The 15,597-nt window shown below is 30.9% G+C and carries 14 protein-coding genes; 2 read left to right on the top strand and 12 right to left on the bottom strand.

Translation table 11 applies throughout. The features are described from left to right. The first annotated feature begins 337 nt into the window (after positions 1-337). Both V9L04_RS14620 and V9L04_RS14615 read left to right on the top strand, forming a co-directional pair. Positions 338-3,289: a S8/S53 family peptidase gene (locus tag V9L04_RS14620; protein WP_338790584.1), complete on the top strand. Its 2,952-nt coding sequence runs from the start codon at positions 338-340 to the stop codon at positions 3,287-3,289. Between the two features lie 173 nt (positions 3,290-3,462). Further along, on the top strand, positions 3,463-4,122 hold the full coding sequence (locus tag V9L04_RS14615) for a porin family protein (RefSeq protein ID WP_338790583.1): 660 nt from the start codon (positions 3,463-3,465) through the stop codon (positions 4,120-4,122). 107 nt (positions 4,123-4,229) lie between these two features. Here the strand turns inward: V9L04_RS14615 and V9L04_RS14610 are convergent, their stop codons facing one another. The 12 genes from V9L04_RS14610 to V9L04_RS14555 all read right to left on the bottom strand — a co-directional run bounded on the left by V9L04_RS14610 (position 4,230) and on the right by V9L04_RS14555 (position 15,569). Beyond that, positions 4,230-5,801: an OmpA family protein gene (locus V9L04_RS14610; RefSeq protein WP_338790582.1), complete on the bottom strand. Its 1,572-nt coding sequence runs from the start codon at positions 5,799-5,801 to the stop codon at positions 4,230-4,232. Positions 5,802-6,109: 308 nt separating this feature from the next. Beyond that, complete coding sequence (locus V9L04_RS14605; protein WP_338790581.1) at positions 6,110-7,222, bottom strand: FAD-dependent oxidoreductase; 1,113 nt, start codon at positions 7,220-7,222, stop codon at positions 6,110-6,112. A 150-nt stretch (positions 7,223-7,372) separates the two neighbouring features. Next, the gene (locus V9L04_RS14600) at positions 7,373-8,503 is read right to left on the bottom strand and encodes a TlpA disulfide reductase family protein (RefSeq protein ID WP_338790580.1); all 1,131 of its coding nucleotides are present in this window, start codon (positions 8,501-8,503) and stop codon (positions 7,373-7,375) included. Between the two features lie 131 nt (positions 8,504-8,634). Beyond that, positions 8,635-9,171 carry a DinB family protein gene (locus V9L04_RS14595; protein WP_338790579.1) on the bottom strand — a complete coding sequence of 179 codons (537 nt, stop codon included), beginning with the start codon at positions 9,169-9,171 and terminating at the stop codon, positions 8,635-8,637. Positions 9,172-9,293: 122 nt separating this feature from the next. Next, on the bottom strand, positions 9,294-9,710 hold the full coding sequence (locus V9L04_RS14590; protein ID WP_338790578.1) for a hypothetical protein: 417 nt from the start codon (positions 9,708-9,710) through the stop codon (positions 9,294-9,296). 398 nt (positions 9,711-10,108) lie between these two features. Beyond that, positions 10,109-10,615: a hypothetical protein gene (locus V9L04_RS14585; protein WP_338790577.1), complete on the bottom strand. Its 507-nt coding sequence runs from the start codon at positions 10,613-10,615 to the stop codon at positions 10,109-10,111. A gap of 213 nt (positions 10,616-10,828) precedes the next feature. Further along, positions 10,829-11,761 (bottom strand): gliding motility protein GldN, encoded by a 933-nt coding sequence (gldN, locus tag V9L04_RS14580; protein ID WP_338790576.1) that lies wholly within the window; start codon positions 11,759-11,761, stop codon positions 10,829-10,831. A 259-nt stretch (positions 11,762-12,020) separates the two neighbouring features. After that, the gene (locus tag V9L04_RS14575) at positions 12,021-12,818 is read right to left on the bottom strand and encodes a hypothetical protein (RefSeq protein ID WP_338790575.1); all 798 of its coding nucleotides are present in this window, start codon (positions 12,816-12,818) and stop codon (positions 12,021-12,023) included. Between the two features lie 6 nt (positions 12,819-12,824). Further along, complete coding sequence (locus V9L04_RS14570; RefSeq protein ID WP_338790574.1) at positions 12,825-13,664, bottom strand: hypothetical protein; 840 nt, start codon at positions 13,662-13,664, stop codon at positions 12,825-12,827. Between the two features lie 242 nt (positions 13,665-13,906). Next, positions 13,907-14,836 (bottom strand): homoserine kinase, encoded by a 930-nt coding sequence (locus V9L04_RS14565; protein WP_338790573.1) that lies wholly within the window; start codon positions 14,834-14,836, stop codon positions 13,907-13,909. A gap of 36 nt (positions 14,837-14,872) precedes the next feature. After that, a complete protein-coding gene (locus V9L04_RS14560) occupies positions 14,873-15,289 on the bottom strand; it encodes a type II toxin-antitoxin system VapC family toxin (RefSeq protein ID WP_338790572.1) in 417 nt (138 codons plus the stop codon). Positions 15,290-15,311: 22 nt separating this feature from the next. Beyond that, entirely contained in the window at positions 15,312-15,569 is a 258-nt protein-coding gene (locus V9L04_RS14555; protein WP_338790571.1) for a hypothetical protein, read from the bottom strand. Positions 15,570-15,597 lie beyond the last annotated feature (28 nt).

Genomic DNA, 15,597 nt, shown 5'->3' with positions numbered 1-15,597 from the left:
AACAAAAAGTTAATTCTCAAAAAAAACAGTGATAATTTAATTTTATCTTAAAAAAATTCAAATATTATTATTATTGAAGTTCTAAAGTTAATATCTTTGTAAAATTATTTCAATATATTAGACGAAACAACTTAAAATGTTGATTTCAAAACTATTAAAAATAAGCCTCCTTATCTAATATTTCAATATTGTACTGATAATAAATAAGTCTTGTACCTGCCACATTTTACTCTGTAAAAATATTAATCAACTTTTTATTGGTATCAGTTCAAAGTCTATTAAGAGCCAAAAATAACACAATCTATTTATAATATATATCACTTCAAATTAATACACAATGCGTAGTATAATACATAATTATTTGGGATTTTGCTTACTTGGTTTATTTATGTTCTCTTCGAATGTATTTATCCAAACAGCTTATGCCCAGTTCTCTACTAAATCTAACTATAAACTTCCAAAAGGAATTACAGAAAATGATATTGAAGCAAACCGTGTTTGGTTTACATTAAAACCTGAATACAGAACAGCATTTCAGAGCAGTAATGCACTTTCTAGGCTTATTAATCAAAGAGCAAGTGCTAATGTAAACCAGCTTTTCCCACAAACAGAACATAGAAAACAACTTACCAAAACTAAAGCTAATAAAAACATTTCTGGAGTAGATATTTCCTTGATTTATCAAGTCAACTTAAAAGAAGAAGTTAATATTTTTGAAATGATTGATAAGCTAATGGCAACAGGAATGATTCAAACAGCAGAGCCTATTCCTGTTAACAAGATGTATTATACACCTAATGATGCTAATATTGCTCAGCAAAACTATCTGTTTCGAATTAAAGCTTTTGAAGCATGGGATATTACAAAAGGAGATTCTACCGTTTTAGTGGGTATTGTGGATTCAGGATTTGATTTTAATCATCCAGATTTAAAAGACAAAGTATATTACAATCAGAATGATCCTATTGATGGAATAGATAATGATAATGACGGATATATTGACAATCATTATGGGTGGGATTTTACTGGTTCAACTGCTCCAGCTAACTTTAACTTTGTGCAAGATAATAATCCTCAACTTTTTACAGCAGGTATAGACCATGGAATTTCGGTAGCAGGTTGTGCAGCAGCTTCTACTGATAATAACTTAGGTGTTGCAGGTACTGGTTTTAATGTAAAAATTGTAGCGACAAAACATACTCCTGATGATGAAGTAGATGGATTAACAATATACGAAGGATACAAAGGAATTGTTTATATGGCAGAAACAGGTGTAAAGATTATTAACTGTTCGTGGGGTGGAAATACTTATAGTCAGATTGCATCAGACATTATAAAAAGTGTAATTGAGGATTATGGATGTCTAATAATAGTAGCTGCAGGTAATGATGGACAAAATTTAGCTCAATTTCCAGCTAGTTATAATGGAGTTCTGTCAGTAGGTTCTACTACTGCAATAGACGATATATCAAATTTCAGTAATTATGATTATAGTGTAGATATTCTTGCACCTGGTAGTAATATTTATACAACTGTTCATAATGAGGCAAACAATGGACAATATCAAAGTACATCTGGAACTTCTTTCGCAGCTCCTATTGTAGCAGGGGCAGCAGCACTTACTTGGTCGCATCGTCCCGAACTTACTCCTGTTCAGATAGGAGAACTTTTACGTATTACCTCTGATCCTCTTGATAGCCGTTTTCCTCCAAAATATCAAGGAAAAGTAGGACAGGGTCGTTTGAATATGCAGCGTGCATTAACAGAATTTCCTGTGGCTGTACGTATGAAAAACTTTGATTTAGTAAGAGCTAGTGATGGAAAAATACCTTATGCTGGAGATATCGCTGTTTTTAATGCTGAATTTTTTAGTTATTTAGCTCCTAGTGAATCTGATTTTAAAATCAGAATTGAAACTATCGACAATACTTTATCTATAATAGAAGGTGATATTATTTATGAGGGTGTAATGAATACAAATCAATCTGTAATTACACAAGATCAAATCAAAGTACAGATTAGTCCTACTTTAGAAAATTCTGGTGTTGTTACTCTTCGCATTACTTATACTCAAGATGGATATGAAACACAAGAATTTGTGTCTTTTGTAGTCAATCCTGCATTTGTTACTGTTGAGGAAAATAATATTACTACATCAGTAGATAGTAAAGGCACAATTGGATGGCATGACAAAACAAAAGATGCTCCAACTCAAATTGGAAATGGTTTTGTATATCAAGGAATTGATATGCTCTACGAATTAGGTCTGATGTTTAGCTCTGGAAATAAATTATCAAATGCAGTACGTTCTGTTGATGATGTTTATGATGAAGATTTTAGAGTTATTACACCAATTGTAGCTTTACCAACAGATGAAAATGAACCTGAAAAATCAGTTTGGCAAACCACATTTAATGATAATGGTGCAGGAAGCTCAAAACTTTCTATAAATACAACTCAAAGTGTACAAGTTTGGAATACAGCAGGAGCAGAAAATTTCATAATAGTAGAATATGTTTTTCAAAACACCACAAGTCAAGATATTCGTAATTTCTATGCTGGTCTATATGGAGACTGGGATATTGGAGGTGGAGATGAATCAGGTGACAATCAAGCTGTTTGGAAAGACAACCTAAATGCTGCCATTATTTCTGCAAAAAATCCAAATATTCCTCTTGTAGGAGTAGGAGTATTAGATCTATTTGCTACTGGTGCTACTTATTCATTAATCTCTAATGACCCTGCATATACAGGAACACCTTATGGAGTCTTTGATGGATTTACAGACCAAGAAAAACGAAGAGCTTTATTAGGTTCTTCTAATAAAAGCATTGGAGTTACAACGGGGACAGATATAAGTGCAACTATTTCAGCAGGTCCTTATACAATTCCAGCAGGAGAAAGAATTGTTATTGCTTTAGTATTAGCAGCAGGAAATAATGAATCTACTATCCAAGAAGCTATCACAAAAGCAAACGAACTATATACACCTTCTATTGCAGTACAAGAGGTGCAGCCAGTAGGAATTGAGTATGAAAATGAGCTTACAAGAGCTATTCGTGTATTCCCAAATCCTACATCTAATGAAGTAAATATTGACGTTAGTGCTTTAAATAGTAATCAACCTATTGAATTTACACTATTGAATATTTTAGGGCAACAAGTTCTTCAAACGACTCTTACTAAAGAACAAACTACACTAAAAGTGGAAGCTCTTCCAGCAGGACAATATATTTTGAGATTTAATAATGGAATAACTGTAGGAACAAAAACCTTGATTATTAAATAATTTATTAAACGCTGATAATCAAGCACAAACACCTCATTTAAAATCAAAATGAGGTGTTTTTTTGTGTTTATAAAATACTTAATTTCTAAAAACTGAAACAAAAATATAATATAGCCGTTCTTATACCTGAATCATTTTTTTATTTATTCAATTTTTTTAACCTTATTTTTTTTATGAAAACAATCACTAAATCATTTTCAAAATTTTTCTTTGCCCTTCTTCTTGTGGCAACTATTAGCTTCTCAACCAGTTTTTCTTCTTATGCACAAACTACTACTTCTTTAGGAATAAAAGGGGGCGTAAATATAGCCAACTTTAGAGGTGAAGATGTAAAAGATTTTGATAGCAGAACAGCTTTTAATTTAGGTTTGGTATTAAATTATAGCGTAGCCGAATCTGTTGGTTTATCTTTAGAAGCCGATTATGCTTCTATGGGTGCAAAATATGATGGAAGCCTTTTGGGAGTACCTACAGGGGAATATACCACAAAATTAGATTATTTAAGAACAACACTTCTTTTCAATTATTATATGGGAAGTAGTGAGATGAATATTCGTCCAGAATTATTTGCTGGTCCTTATTTAGGATTTTTACTTGGTGCAAATAACAAAGTTGAAGACGGAGATTACAATGATGTAAAAGATGGTTATAAAGGTACAGACTTTGGTGCAGCTTTCGGTGCAGGTCTTCACCTAAAAGTAGGAGAAAAAATGTGGTTAGTTCCAGATGTTCGTTATAACTTAGGTCTTTCAAACGTTTTTGATAACGATAATGTTACAGGTCGTAATGGAGTATTATCTGTAAACTTAGGTCTTACTTTTCCTTTAAACTAAATCAGTCAATTTAGGAAAACAGAAAGAAAATAATAAAAAACTCTTCATAATTAATCAGTAAACGATATAATTATGAAGAATTTTTTATTAAAAAATTTATAACAAAATTATTCTACATCTAGAATTTTCATTTCTACTCTTCTATTTACTCCAGAATTAGAATTGACAAGAGGTTTTATTCCTCCATAAGCTCTCTTTTCTATTCGTGAAGGGTCAATTCCTCTATCTGTTAAATATCTATATACAGTTTCTACACGCTGGCGAGATAAGTCTAATTGCTGTTTCGCTATTCTGGCATAACTTGGATGTGCAGGGTGAGGATCTTTATCAGTATGTCCTGCAATTTCTATTCTTACTTTTGGATTTTCCTTCATAAAATCAACTAAAGCCTGTACACCTTCTGCATTATTAAGAGAATAACTTTTAATATTAAATTCGATATTTTCTAAGCTAATAGCTTCTCCTTTCTTAATCTCTTTTTGATTAAAAATAATTTTTGGAACTTCTATTTTAGGAAGTTCGATAGTTGGTTTTACTATTTCCTTTTCTACTTTTATTTCAGGTTCTTTTTTTACTTCTACTAGAGCAATTACTTCTTTTACTTCTTCTTTTATAGGTTCAATTTCAGCTTCTTTCGGAATTTCTATTTTTTTGAATTGCATTTTAAATAATCCTTCCTGTGGAGTTCCTAGCCAAATATCACCATTAATATCATAAGCTAATGCTGTTACAGCACTTACAACCAAACCAGAGTCTTGATCATAAAAAATAGGGTCTTCTTCTTTAGCAAATTTAATAACTCCTTTGACACCTGCTATCCAAACATTTTCATTTGGTGTAACCAAAACATCATTAAATCTAAAAAACTTAGACTTTGTAACCCTCTTGGACATTTGAAACATTTCTTGATTACATACCAAAAACTGCTTTCCTTTACGATTAAGAGCTGTTACACACAAATTCCCATCAGGTTTTAAATCAATATGTAGAACATTGTCATAGCCATAGCCATCATTAGTTACATCAAAAGCATCCTTAAATTTTCCATTTTGAATATTGAACATTCCTGCACTTGTTCCTACCCAAACAACATCATTATTATCTACTGTTACAGCATTAATTGCATCACTAGGAATATTTGGCTCAATTTCTCTATTATAAATTGTCTTTTTATTATTTGCTGCAATATGCCAAAGTCCACCTTGTGCAGTAGCAATCCATTTTCCTCCCTTCGAATCTACATCAATTGCATTAATATAAAAACTCTTATTACTAAAAGTCGGTATTTCAGTATGCCAAATGTACTCTCCATACGCATCTAAATTGACAACACTTACAATATCATTCGAAAAAGTACCAAGCCAAATCGTTCCTTTTTTATCAAAACGAATAGAACTCACTTTGTCTATCAAAGAGTCATATTTATCTGCTCTATTAAATGTTCGGACAGTAGAATCAGCATAAAAAGCAACCAAACCATTTTCGGTAGCTATCCATTTTGTATCATTACCATCAATGGCGATAGAGTTAATTTGTCCTTCTGGAAAACCTGCTCTGTCTTTACTAATGTTTCTAAACTCTACTTTTTCTATTACTTCTGCTGTTTCTGTGTTTTGAGCAAATGAAGCAATTGAGAAAAGGAGTAAAAATAAGGTTAAAAATAAACTATTTTGTTTCATAGATTTTATTTGGTTGTTTTTGTCACCATAGACAAGGAACAACATAATTTAGTATAGCGTTTCAAAAGTTTTATCATATAATATTCAAGTATTTCTGTGCATTCGTTTTCCCAAAAACGAATGTTTTGCTTCCTCAGAAGCGTGATTTATTCGCCAGCATCACGCTTCTGAAAAAGCGTTTCGTTCAACTCTGAGGAGGTGAACACACAACAAGAATTACAACTTTTGAAACAATGTATTTAGTTGGGGTATTTATATTTTGTGATAAAATATTCAAGATTCGTTCCTAATTTAACACTTCTAAATTTCTATTTCAACAACCATTTATTAATTCTAAGTATTTTATCCAATTCTTTTCCAGTAAATAAATATTCAGCAAACTCACTAGCAAAATAAGGAATCATGGAAACTCCTTTTGCACCAAAACCATTAAAAATACTCATTTGAGGGTAATCTTTATGTGTTCCCATGAGTGGATAGCGTGTGCGTGTGGATGGGCGAATGCCTGCTTCTTGTTTTGTAATTTTATAGGACAGATTCAAAACAGCTTGAAGTTTGGTTTCAATCTCATCTTTAGCTTCTTGAGTAGATTCTAATGTCCAATCATCGTGATTATAAGTAGAACCTGTACGAAAAGTTGTTGTAAAAGTCTCTATTGCTTTGCCGTTCAAATAATTATGATAAGGAACAAGCCAACAGCCTTTATTAAGAATAATTTTGTTCAATTTTTTAATTGTTTTTTCATCTTTATCAAAATTAATGTGCAAAATTTCGCCTTTTGCTGGTAGAATAGGTAGTTTTTTAAAAAATGGATTTGTTTTATCAGCTGCCCCTCTACAAAAAATAATATGATTAGCTTTAATATCTTGATAAGCTACTTTTTCATTTTCACTATCCTTATTTAATATTAATTCATCAAAATCAAATAACCTTTCTTGATAGGCATTTTTTGCTATCAAATATTTTTTAATGACTTCCAAAAAAACATCTGTTCTGAGATGTCCTCCATTTTTTATTAAAAGTCCACCTAAAGGGTCATTTACATCTTTTTCAAGAAAACGATTTTTAGGATAAATTACTTCTTCAGTCGCTTTATCTTCTTGTGCTGACCAATCTTGTTGTTGTTCTAAAGTTTGAAAAGGACGATAAATAGGTGTTTGGAAAAAGAATTTTTGGTTGAATTGTTTTTCTAATTTTGGATAAAAATCATTCAGAAAAGTAAATAACTCTTTGCTCTTCCACGTCCTGACAAGATTTCTTCCTGTAATGGGATTACAAATTCCTGCTGCTATTTTCGAACAATTTTGTAGTTTAGGCTCATCCAAAACCATTACCTTTTTTCCTTTTTCAAGAAGAGTATATGCTAAAATAGAACCAGCCAAGCCTTGTCCAATAATTAAATAATCAAATTCGTTTTTCATTTTTAAATACTATTTCTTGTAACTTATTAGTAAGTAGTTTTTATGATATGAAGATAGATATAACTTCATTTTTTTAATAAAAAATGTCTGACACTATAAAAATGTATCAGACAAATTTCTACTATTTTGAAGTGTACTTATATTTTGGATTTATTTCATTAGAAAAGAATTCAATTTTTCTATCGAATTTGCTTTATAAATCATTTTCTTATTTTCATCCAACACAACAAATAAAGGTAAACTTGTCAAATGATAGGTAACAGCTGCATTTTGGTCAGCAGAAATATCGATAAGTTGTATATGATTTTGAGGTAACTCTTTGATAGTTTGTTTCCAAGCATCAATATCTGAATCTAAAGAAATACCAATAAACTGATATTCTTCTTTCATCTTAGAAGCATTCAAAAGTCCAAATTGTTGTACTTGTGAAGCAGCTTTTGGTTCGAAAGAAGCCCAAAAATAAAGAATAGTAGGTTTGTTTTCTAAGCTATCCAAAGAAATTGATTCACTTTTTACATTTTGAAGTGTAGCAATATTGGGAGCATTTTGTCCTATTGATATTTTTTTGACTTGATTAACAAATGATTTAATTTGATTTGTCCAAGTAGAATTTTTTCCCTGTATCAATGTTTCTAATTCTGTTGCATAATCTTCCTCCAACATATAATTAACAGCTAGAAATGAACGTACAGCATATTCGATAGAATCTTCTGCAATAAATTTTTTGTTATAATTTTTCCATTCTTCATATTGTGTTTCATATTCTGACATGGCAGCCTGATACGTTGCTGTATCGCCAGTTTGTGAGCTACTCATTGCCTTTGCGGTTAATTCTTTCATGCTTTTTTCATATCCAATTGTTCCTTTTCTATACATCTCAAAATGAGAGTGTGAACGAGAACCTGTAACTTTTGCTTCTGACAGTTTGCCTGCATCAGCTTGAATTTCCATGTGTGAAGGCTCAAAAAACACTACTAAATTATCGGAAGGCGAAAATGTACTATCAGATTCTCTAATTAAAGTGAGGTAAAAAGGTGTTGGTTCAGTAATTTCCCCTTTTAGTTTGAATTTATCATTTTTCTTGACCCCCACTTCATATAGAGGAACAATATCTTTTGTACTAATATCAGAAACAACCAATTTCATATCTTGAGATAAATTATTAATACTTCCTTCTACTAAATACTCATTGGTAGCTGTTTTTTTCTTAGAATCACAACTTGAAAAAATAAAGGATAGAAGCACAAAAAATGCAAACGAAAAATGGATAGTTTTTTTCATAAAAAAAAATTAATTAAATAACGAAAATGAATAATGAGTAACAGAATGAAATAGTAAAACAGAAAAAAGAGTCTTTTTGTTAAAATACTACTCTAGTTTTATGTTTACTAAATATTTGATATAGCTTAGTTTTAAGCTTTATAACGTTCTTCTAAAATCTGTAGATGATGAATTTCATGTCCTGCAATCATATACACAAGCGCACGAACAGACATTTCATTATGATTTGCTTCTCCTATCCTTGCTGTCTGTGCAGCATCAAAACTTTTGAAAAGAGCAACTGAGGATTTACGTACAATTTCATAGCGTTCCAACAAATCTGAAAAAGGAATTGTATCAAAATGGGCTTCTCTCACATATTCATTTTCATTAAAACCTGCTAAAGATTGTTTTTCTCCACGATAAAAAGATAAAGCACGATACGACATAATTTGTTCAGTATCTATCATGTGTCCTAAAAGTTCTTTGATACTCCATTTTTCTTTTTCATATCTAAAAAGAGATTCTTGTTCTGAGAATTTAGAAAAAGTCTTTTTGGTTTCTTCTCCCTGTACTGAGAGGATTTCTACAATATTTTCGACTTCATTTTTGGCGATATACTCACCAATAAGCCGTATATAATTAGCATAAAAAGAAGCGTATTCGCTTGAACTTGGAAATGGAATCATTATTTAGTTAGATTAATTAAAAGGTTTAAAGGAGAAGCTGTAAGCACATAAAAAAACTACGCTTACAAAGAAACGTAGTTTTTAGATAAAAGTCTTGAAATGAAATGACAATTATAGAGAAATTATTTAGTATAAGTTCTTGTTCCTCCATTACCTGATAAAACCAGTTGTGTATCTGTAATAGATTCGATGGTATAAGTTTCAGCAGTTTTTACAGCTTGAGTAGATTCGTCCCAATCTTCTAAAATAAGTTTGTTTCCATCTTCTAATTTCCAGTATCCTGTTACTGTTTTGGCTGCTGTTCCTTCGCCGTAAATTCTTTGATAAGATAACTCATTTTTTTGAGCATCCTTAGCAAAATTTAATTCTTCGCCTCCTTCTACACCAGAAGTTGCTTTCCAACGAACATCCATAAGTTGTTCAGTTGTAAATGTCTTTGAAGTATCTGCTGAATCTTTGTTCTCCTTGCCTTTACAAGCTACAAAACCAGTTACAAAAAATAAAAATGCGATAAGTAATGAATAATAATTGGTGTTCATTTTGAAAAAATTTAGTTTAAAAAGTTAGGTTAAAAAATAAATATCTTCTTTGATATTTTTTATAAGCAAAGTCAGTAATTTTTCAAATAATATCCTAATACAAAATTTATTTGCAAAAATGCTATAAAATCAAAGACATTAAACGTTATCACGGTTATTTACAGGTCTAATAATCAATTAGTTAGAGAAAAGCAAAACACTCTTATTTTTCCATAGCGACAGGTTTGCAAACCTGTCGCTATGGAAAAATGAACATTACTAAATTAACCGTGATAATGTTTATTATAAAAAGCAATAAAACGTTAGAAATGTTTAGATAAAAAATGATTTTACTTTATCAAAAGTAAAACCATTTTTTAAGTATCTATTATTTAATGTTTTTTTAATGATTTTTTTTCTTATTTTTTCTTATAGATTTTCTTAGTGTCTTCACCTTCTTTCATCAAAACAAGTTTGTCATCTGTAAGTTCAACAATAGTATAATTTACAGGGTCTTTTTCTTTTCCTGCATTTTTGTCCCACTCCCTCATGGTAAGTGTTTTGCCGTCTTCTGACATTGTCCAATACCCTAAAACTGAAGAAGATAAAAGTCCTTCACCTACTTTCTTTTGATAAGATAATTTCATTTTATCTGATTTGTCTCTTCCAAAAGTAAGTGTTTCAGCAATAAAGTCTGCCATTGCACCAACATCTCCTTTCAACTGAATATCTGAGCTTACACCTGTTGCATCTTCAGTATTTTCTGAACCTTTTTTGAGATTTGCATTTACATCATATTTCCAAGCTGATGCCATTAGTTTTTCACCTGCTTCTGGTACTTTTGCTTCTTTACTTCCACAAGAAGTAAAACCTACTACAAATACTAAAGCAACAAATAAAGATGTTAAATTAAAATTAGTGTTCATTTTTTAAATATTTTTGATAAATAAATTTGGTTAAATAATACATAAAAAATATTTTATTTGTTTGTGATAAATAAATAAAATATTGTCATCCTCGTTTGTAAATATAAGTTAAAATTATTTAATAATCAAAAAAATATTGAAATTTATTACATAAAAAAAACCTTTCCTACAATTGTGTAAGAAAGGCTTTTATGATAGAATAGAAATCAACTTTTAGTTTTCCCAAAGGTTACTTTCATATTCTACTAATTGATGTTCGTATTGTTGAGCTGCGATAAGTGCAGAACGTTGGTCTTCATAAATATCAACAATCATGTTATCTCTAGCATTGTCATATTTGATAACACGAGCATTGAATAAACGCAAATCAAATGCTTCTTCCAAATTTCTGTGATGACGATTGTTACGCTCATTGTACCAAATTGCTTGTGAGTTATCACGGAAAAGGTTTTGAACCAATTCTTTGTACGAAAATGCAGCTAATTTTTTCTCTAAACCTGTTGAAGGATTCATTTCAGCAGGAATAATGATTGTAATTGCTTGAATATCATGCTTCATACGAGAGTGCTTATTATCAAACAATAAATCTTCTTTAATTTCTAATAAGTGAAGTTGTTTAGGATAGAACTCGTTAGCTACTGTTTCAGCTTCAGCAGAGCCTCCACCGTCGCCACCCCAGTCACCACCAGAACCCCAATCATCTCCTCCACCACCAAAACCACCAAGGTCGTCTTGTGTAAAGCCCATCGCAATTTCTTCTTCTGTAAGTTGAACTTCTTCTGAAGGAATAGTAAGATTTTCTAAAAATTCTTCTTGAGACATACGAGTACGCAAAGAATCATTTTTGTAAGGACGAATAATTCCTAATTTTACAGCGTCAATAATTACTTTTGTAATTTGATTTTCCATCGCAAAGAAAGGCAAGTTTTGCTTTTCTTTTAAAGACATTCTGAACCAAAGTGTCTTTTTATACATAATATGCGATTCGTGCAAAGGACGGATTGAGTTGTGGTTGTATCCATCTTGAGCATACTCCATTCCGAACTCTTGAGCATTTGCCGAAAAAGTAACACCACAAATAAGTGCTGCCATTCCGATAATTCCCTTCGTAAGAAAGTTTAATAAATTTGTGTTTTGTTTCTTCATAGTTATAAAAGTGATTCTAAATTTATAGAGATGATAAAATAATTCTTATTTTGAAAGGTTAAAGTTAGCTATTTGAATTAACTATTTTACTAATTTCACTTAGTCTTTGTCAATAAAGATGCTACTTTTAATGGCTTTCTTTTTTTATCTAACGCTGAATGTATTTCAAAATTGCATCGAATTTAAAGTTTTTTTCGATAAGAATGCTGTTTTTTTAGGTGAATGTGTATTTTTATTCGACAAACAGTTTGGTTTAATTTCATTGCGTATAAATATTTATTCTATCAGGGAGTTTTTGCAAAAACTCTTCCCATTTATAAAAATACAACTTTCTAAGCTGTGCATTTATTTTTCTTTCTTTATAGATTCCATTTTTACTGAATCCTAAAGTTAGGTTCAAATTACACATATCTTTATATCTTGAAGTATCTCCATCTACATATTTGAAAGAGTATTGAAATTTTGAAATTGTATCTAATGGAAGTTCCAATTCTTTAAAATCGTTTCTAAAAATAAGTATTTGTTTTTTAATGTCTATGGCTAATTTGTGTTCCTTATGAATATTAAGAATATGTTTGTAGATTGAGGGAGGTAGTTTTTTAATGTTTTTTTCACTACTCAAAAATAAAAAAAACGCAAATGCAAATATTGGAAATAAGATAAAAAATATCTTAAATTCTTCTTTTCCTAAAGCCATTAAGCAAAGCATTATTGAAATTCCAAAAAACCCAATTGTAATCAAACCTATAAAACCAAAGACAACATCTTGATAATGAAATCCCTTATCAAACCCCACAAAATCAAAGGGTAAAAACTGCAATGGTTTTGCTTTCAACCAAAGGGTTTGATTGATAGGAATTTGAATAAGCGTCTTTTCTTGATTACAATGTTTTCCACCCAAATACTCCCAACTTTCTTCAAAAAAAGCAGACTTACAAGCCGAACAAATAACTATTTTATGTCCTGCTTTGATAAGTTCGCCTGTAATTGGATCGACTCTTTGTTGTAATAAAAAATCATTGTGAGTTTGTTTTTCTAGTTGGTGAGAGTGATGCATTTTTGGCTATAATGATTTTCTACTAAAAATTTTTAGGTTTTGAGGCAATCTATTCAAAAAAACGTTCAATTTTTCTGCTTCATTTTCTCTAAAAATAGATTCATAATTTATGGTTTCTTTCTGTGTCGTAACACGAAGTTGTAAAACCAAATAACCATGTTTTTTCATCATTCTATCAGGATAATAACTATAGACAAACTTCTGAATACTTGAAAATGGAATTGTTTTTTCTCCTAATTCTGTCTTAGAAACAATATTTTTGTTTTTGAGATGAATACCAAAATAATTTCCTTTTTTATAATTCTGACGAACATTCTGAATAAAATACTGATTTTTTCGCATCATTATATTTCCCAAAATAGTTGTTGGTTGCGAAGAAAGTGTGGTAGTAACGGTATAAAAAACAACCACACCAAGAGGCATAATAAAAATATTGAATAGCATCTGAAAACCCTCACTACCAAAAGAGGGAACAACAATCCACGCAAAAATAATCAAAATCAAGGGCAACAAAGCCATAAAAGCACTGGTAGAGTTTTGTAAAATCTTGTAGGTAAAATCATCCGAAAAAGAATCACTTTCCCTTACATCAAAAGGTAATAAAATAAGTGGCTCTTCATTAAAATAAATTTTTTCTCTTTTAGGAATTTTATTGAGTGTTCCGTATTGGTCGCAGTGTTGTTGGCGTAAATAATTCCAGCTTTCTTCCAAAAAAGCAGATTTACAGGCAGCACAAATAACTATTCGGTCGCCTACTTGGATTTTATCGCCTGTGATAGGGTCGATTCTGTTTTCGGATAAGAAATCGGCGTGTTGCCTTTTATTTAAAAGGTGGTCATGAAACATAAGCAGTAGAGTTTTAGTAATTTTTTATGGCTATCTTTCTTTATGATATACTCTTTAAAATACGTTAAATCACTTCTTATGGTTACTTTTTATGCTCAAAATCGTTTCTCTTTAGTTACCGATGTAACTATTTTTATGCTTATGAAAAATTATTTTTGTTTGTTTTAATAATAAAAGTATCACAGACTTCCCAGTCTGTGTGAAAAATTTATAATAGAATATAACAGACTAGGAAGTCTGTTTTACAAAATTATCCTAGCACCATTTCCTTCACAAACAGGGTTTATATATGTCTGAATCGAAATATCTACATTTTGATAGACTTTTTCTAAGGCATTTTTGATAACTTCTGCACTTTCTTTTCCCTTTGCCATTGCAAAAACAGAAGGACCTGAACCCGAAATCCCGAAAGCTAACGCCTTATTTTCTAAAGCTGCGTATTTCATTTCTTTGAATTTTGGAATCAAAAGGCTACGCATAGGTTCAATGACCAAATCTTGTAACGAATCAGAAAACAAATCATAATCTTTTTCATACAAACTAACCACAAAAGCACCCATAAGTCCGACCTGCTGGCTAAAAGTAGCTACTGAAAGTGTAGATTTTAAAATCTTACGAGAATCAGACGTATTGAGTTTTACGTGTGGATAAAGCGTAACAGCATATAGATTTTCCAAAACAGGAAGCTGTAAAATATCGCTTTGTCTGTTTCCTTTTGAAAGAATAATTCCACCCAAAAGCGAAGGTGCAACGTTATCTACATGTGCGCTTCCACAGGCTACACGTTCGCCTTCGGCAGCAAAAACAACGAGTTCTTTATTGGAATATGGTTTTCCGATAAGCTGATTATAACCAAAAGCTGCTGCTGCACTACTGGCACTACTAGAACCCAAACCACTTCCCGAAGAAAAGCCTTTTTTGAGAATAATATCGACACCAATAAAGCTATTTTGTGCTTCTTGCATCTTTCTGATGACGACAGAAGAACAGTTTTTATCGGCTTCTTTTGGCAGATTATCGCCATTTATGATTTGAAGGATTTTATTTTCTGTTGTTCCGTTTGGAGTGAGCGTAATTTCATCGCCCATATTTCCCAAAGAAAGTCCCAAAATATCAAAACCAACATTAAAATTGGCTATTGTGGCTGGTGCAAAGGCTGTTATTTTTTTCATTTTTTATGCAAAATATATTGTGTTAAAGGCAAGCCTTTAATCTACATCAATCCAGTTTTCAATTTCTAACCCTTCAATTCTTTCAAAGTGCTTTACGTTGCGAGTAACTAAAATCATTTCATGTACAAGTGCAGTTGATGCGATTAGCGTATCAAAATCGCCTATTTGTTTTCCTGTTTTTCTTAGCTTTGCTCTTTGAATAGCATAATGCTCAAAAGCCTCTCTAATCGGAATTATTCTTTTTTCAAAGAGTTCTTCAAATTCATTGTATTTATTTTGGTTTCTTTCCTTGTGTTGCTCTTCTCCATTCTCAACACCAAATAATAGTTCAGCTAAAGTAATTTCAGAAACATAACAGTTTTTAAAACCAACTTCTATTATTTTTTTGTCTAAATCAAATTGCTTTTTGAGATAATAAATACAAATATTCGTATCTAAAAGATATTTTTTCATAATCGTAGGTTTAGGTTGTGTATTAAAGTTCTATTTCTCTAGGTGTGTCCATTCTAGCGTCATAAATTTCTTTTACTAATTCATCGCCAGTTTGTTCGGACTCCCACGCACCAAAAAGTTCAAGAAAACGGTTTTGCTTTTCTGCTTCCTCTATTTCTTCTCTTTGCTTGATGAGATAATTAATAACTTCTACATTATTTAAAGCCAAAATCCATTCTATCAATTCTAATTTAGTTTCTGAAATAGATTTTATTTGTGTTTCTTCTTTTATTGTATTCATAATTTTATTTTTTAGGTTGATATTTTTC

The organism is Bernardetia sp. MNP-M8 (assembly GCF_037126285.1).
Lineage (GTDB): Bacteria > Bacteroidota > Bacteroidia > Cytophagales > Bernardetiaceae > Bernardetia.
The sequence above is the reverse complement of the archived record's forward strand: the minus strand, read 5'-3'. Positions and strand labels throughout refer to the sequence as shown.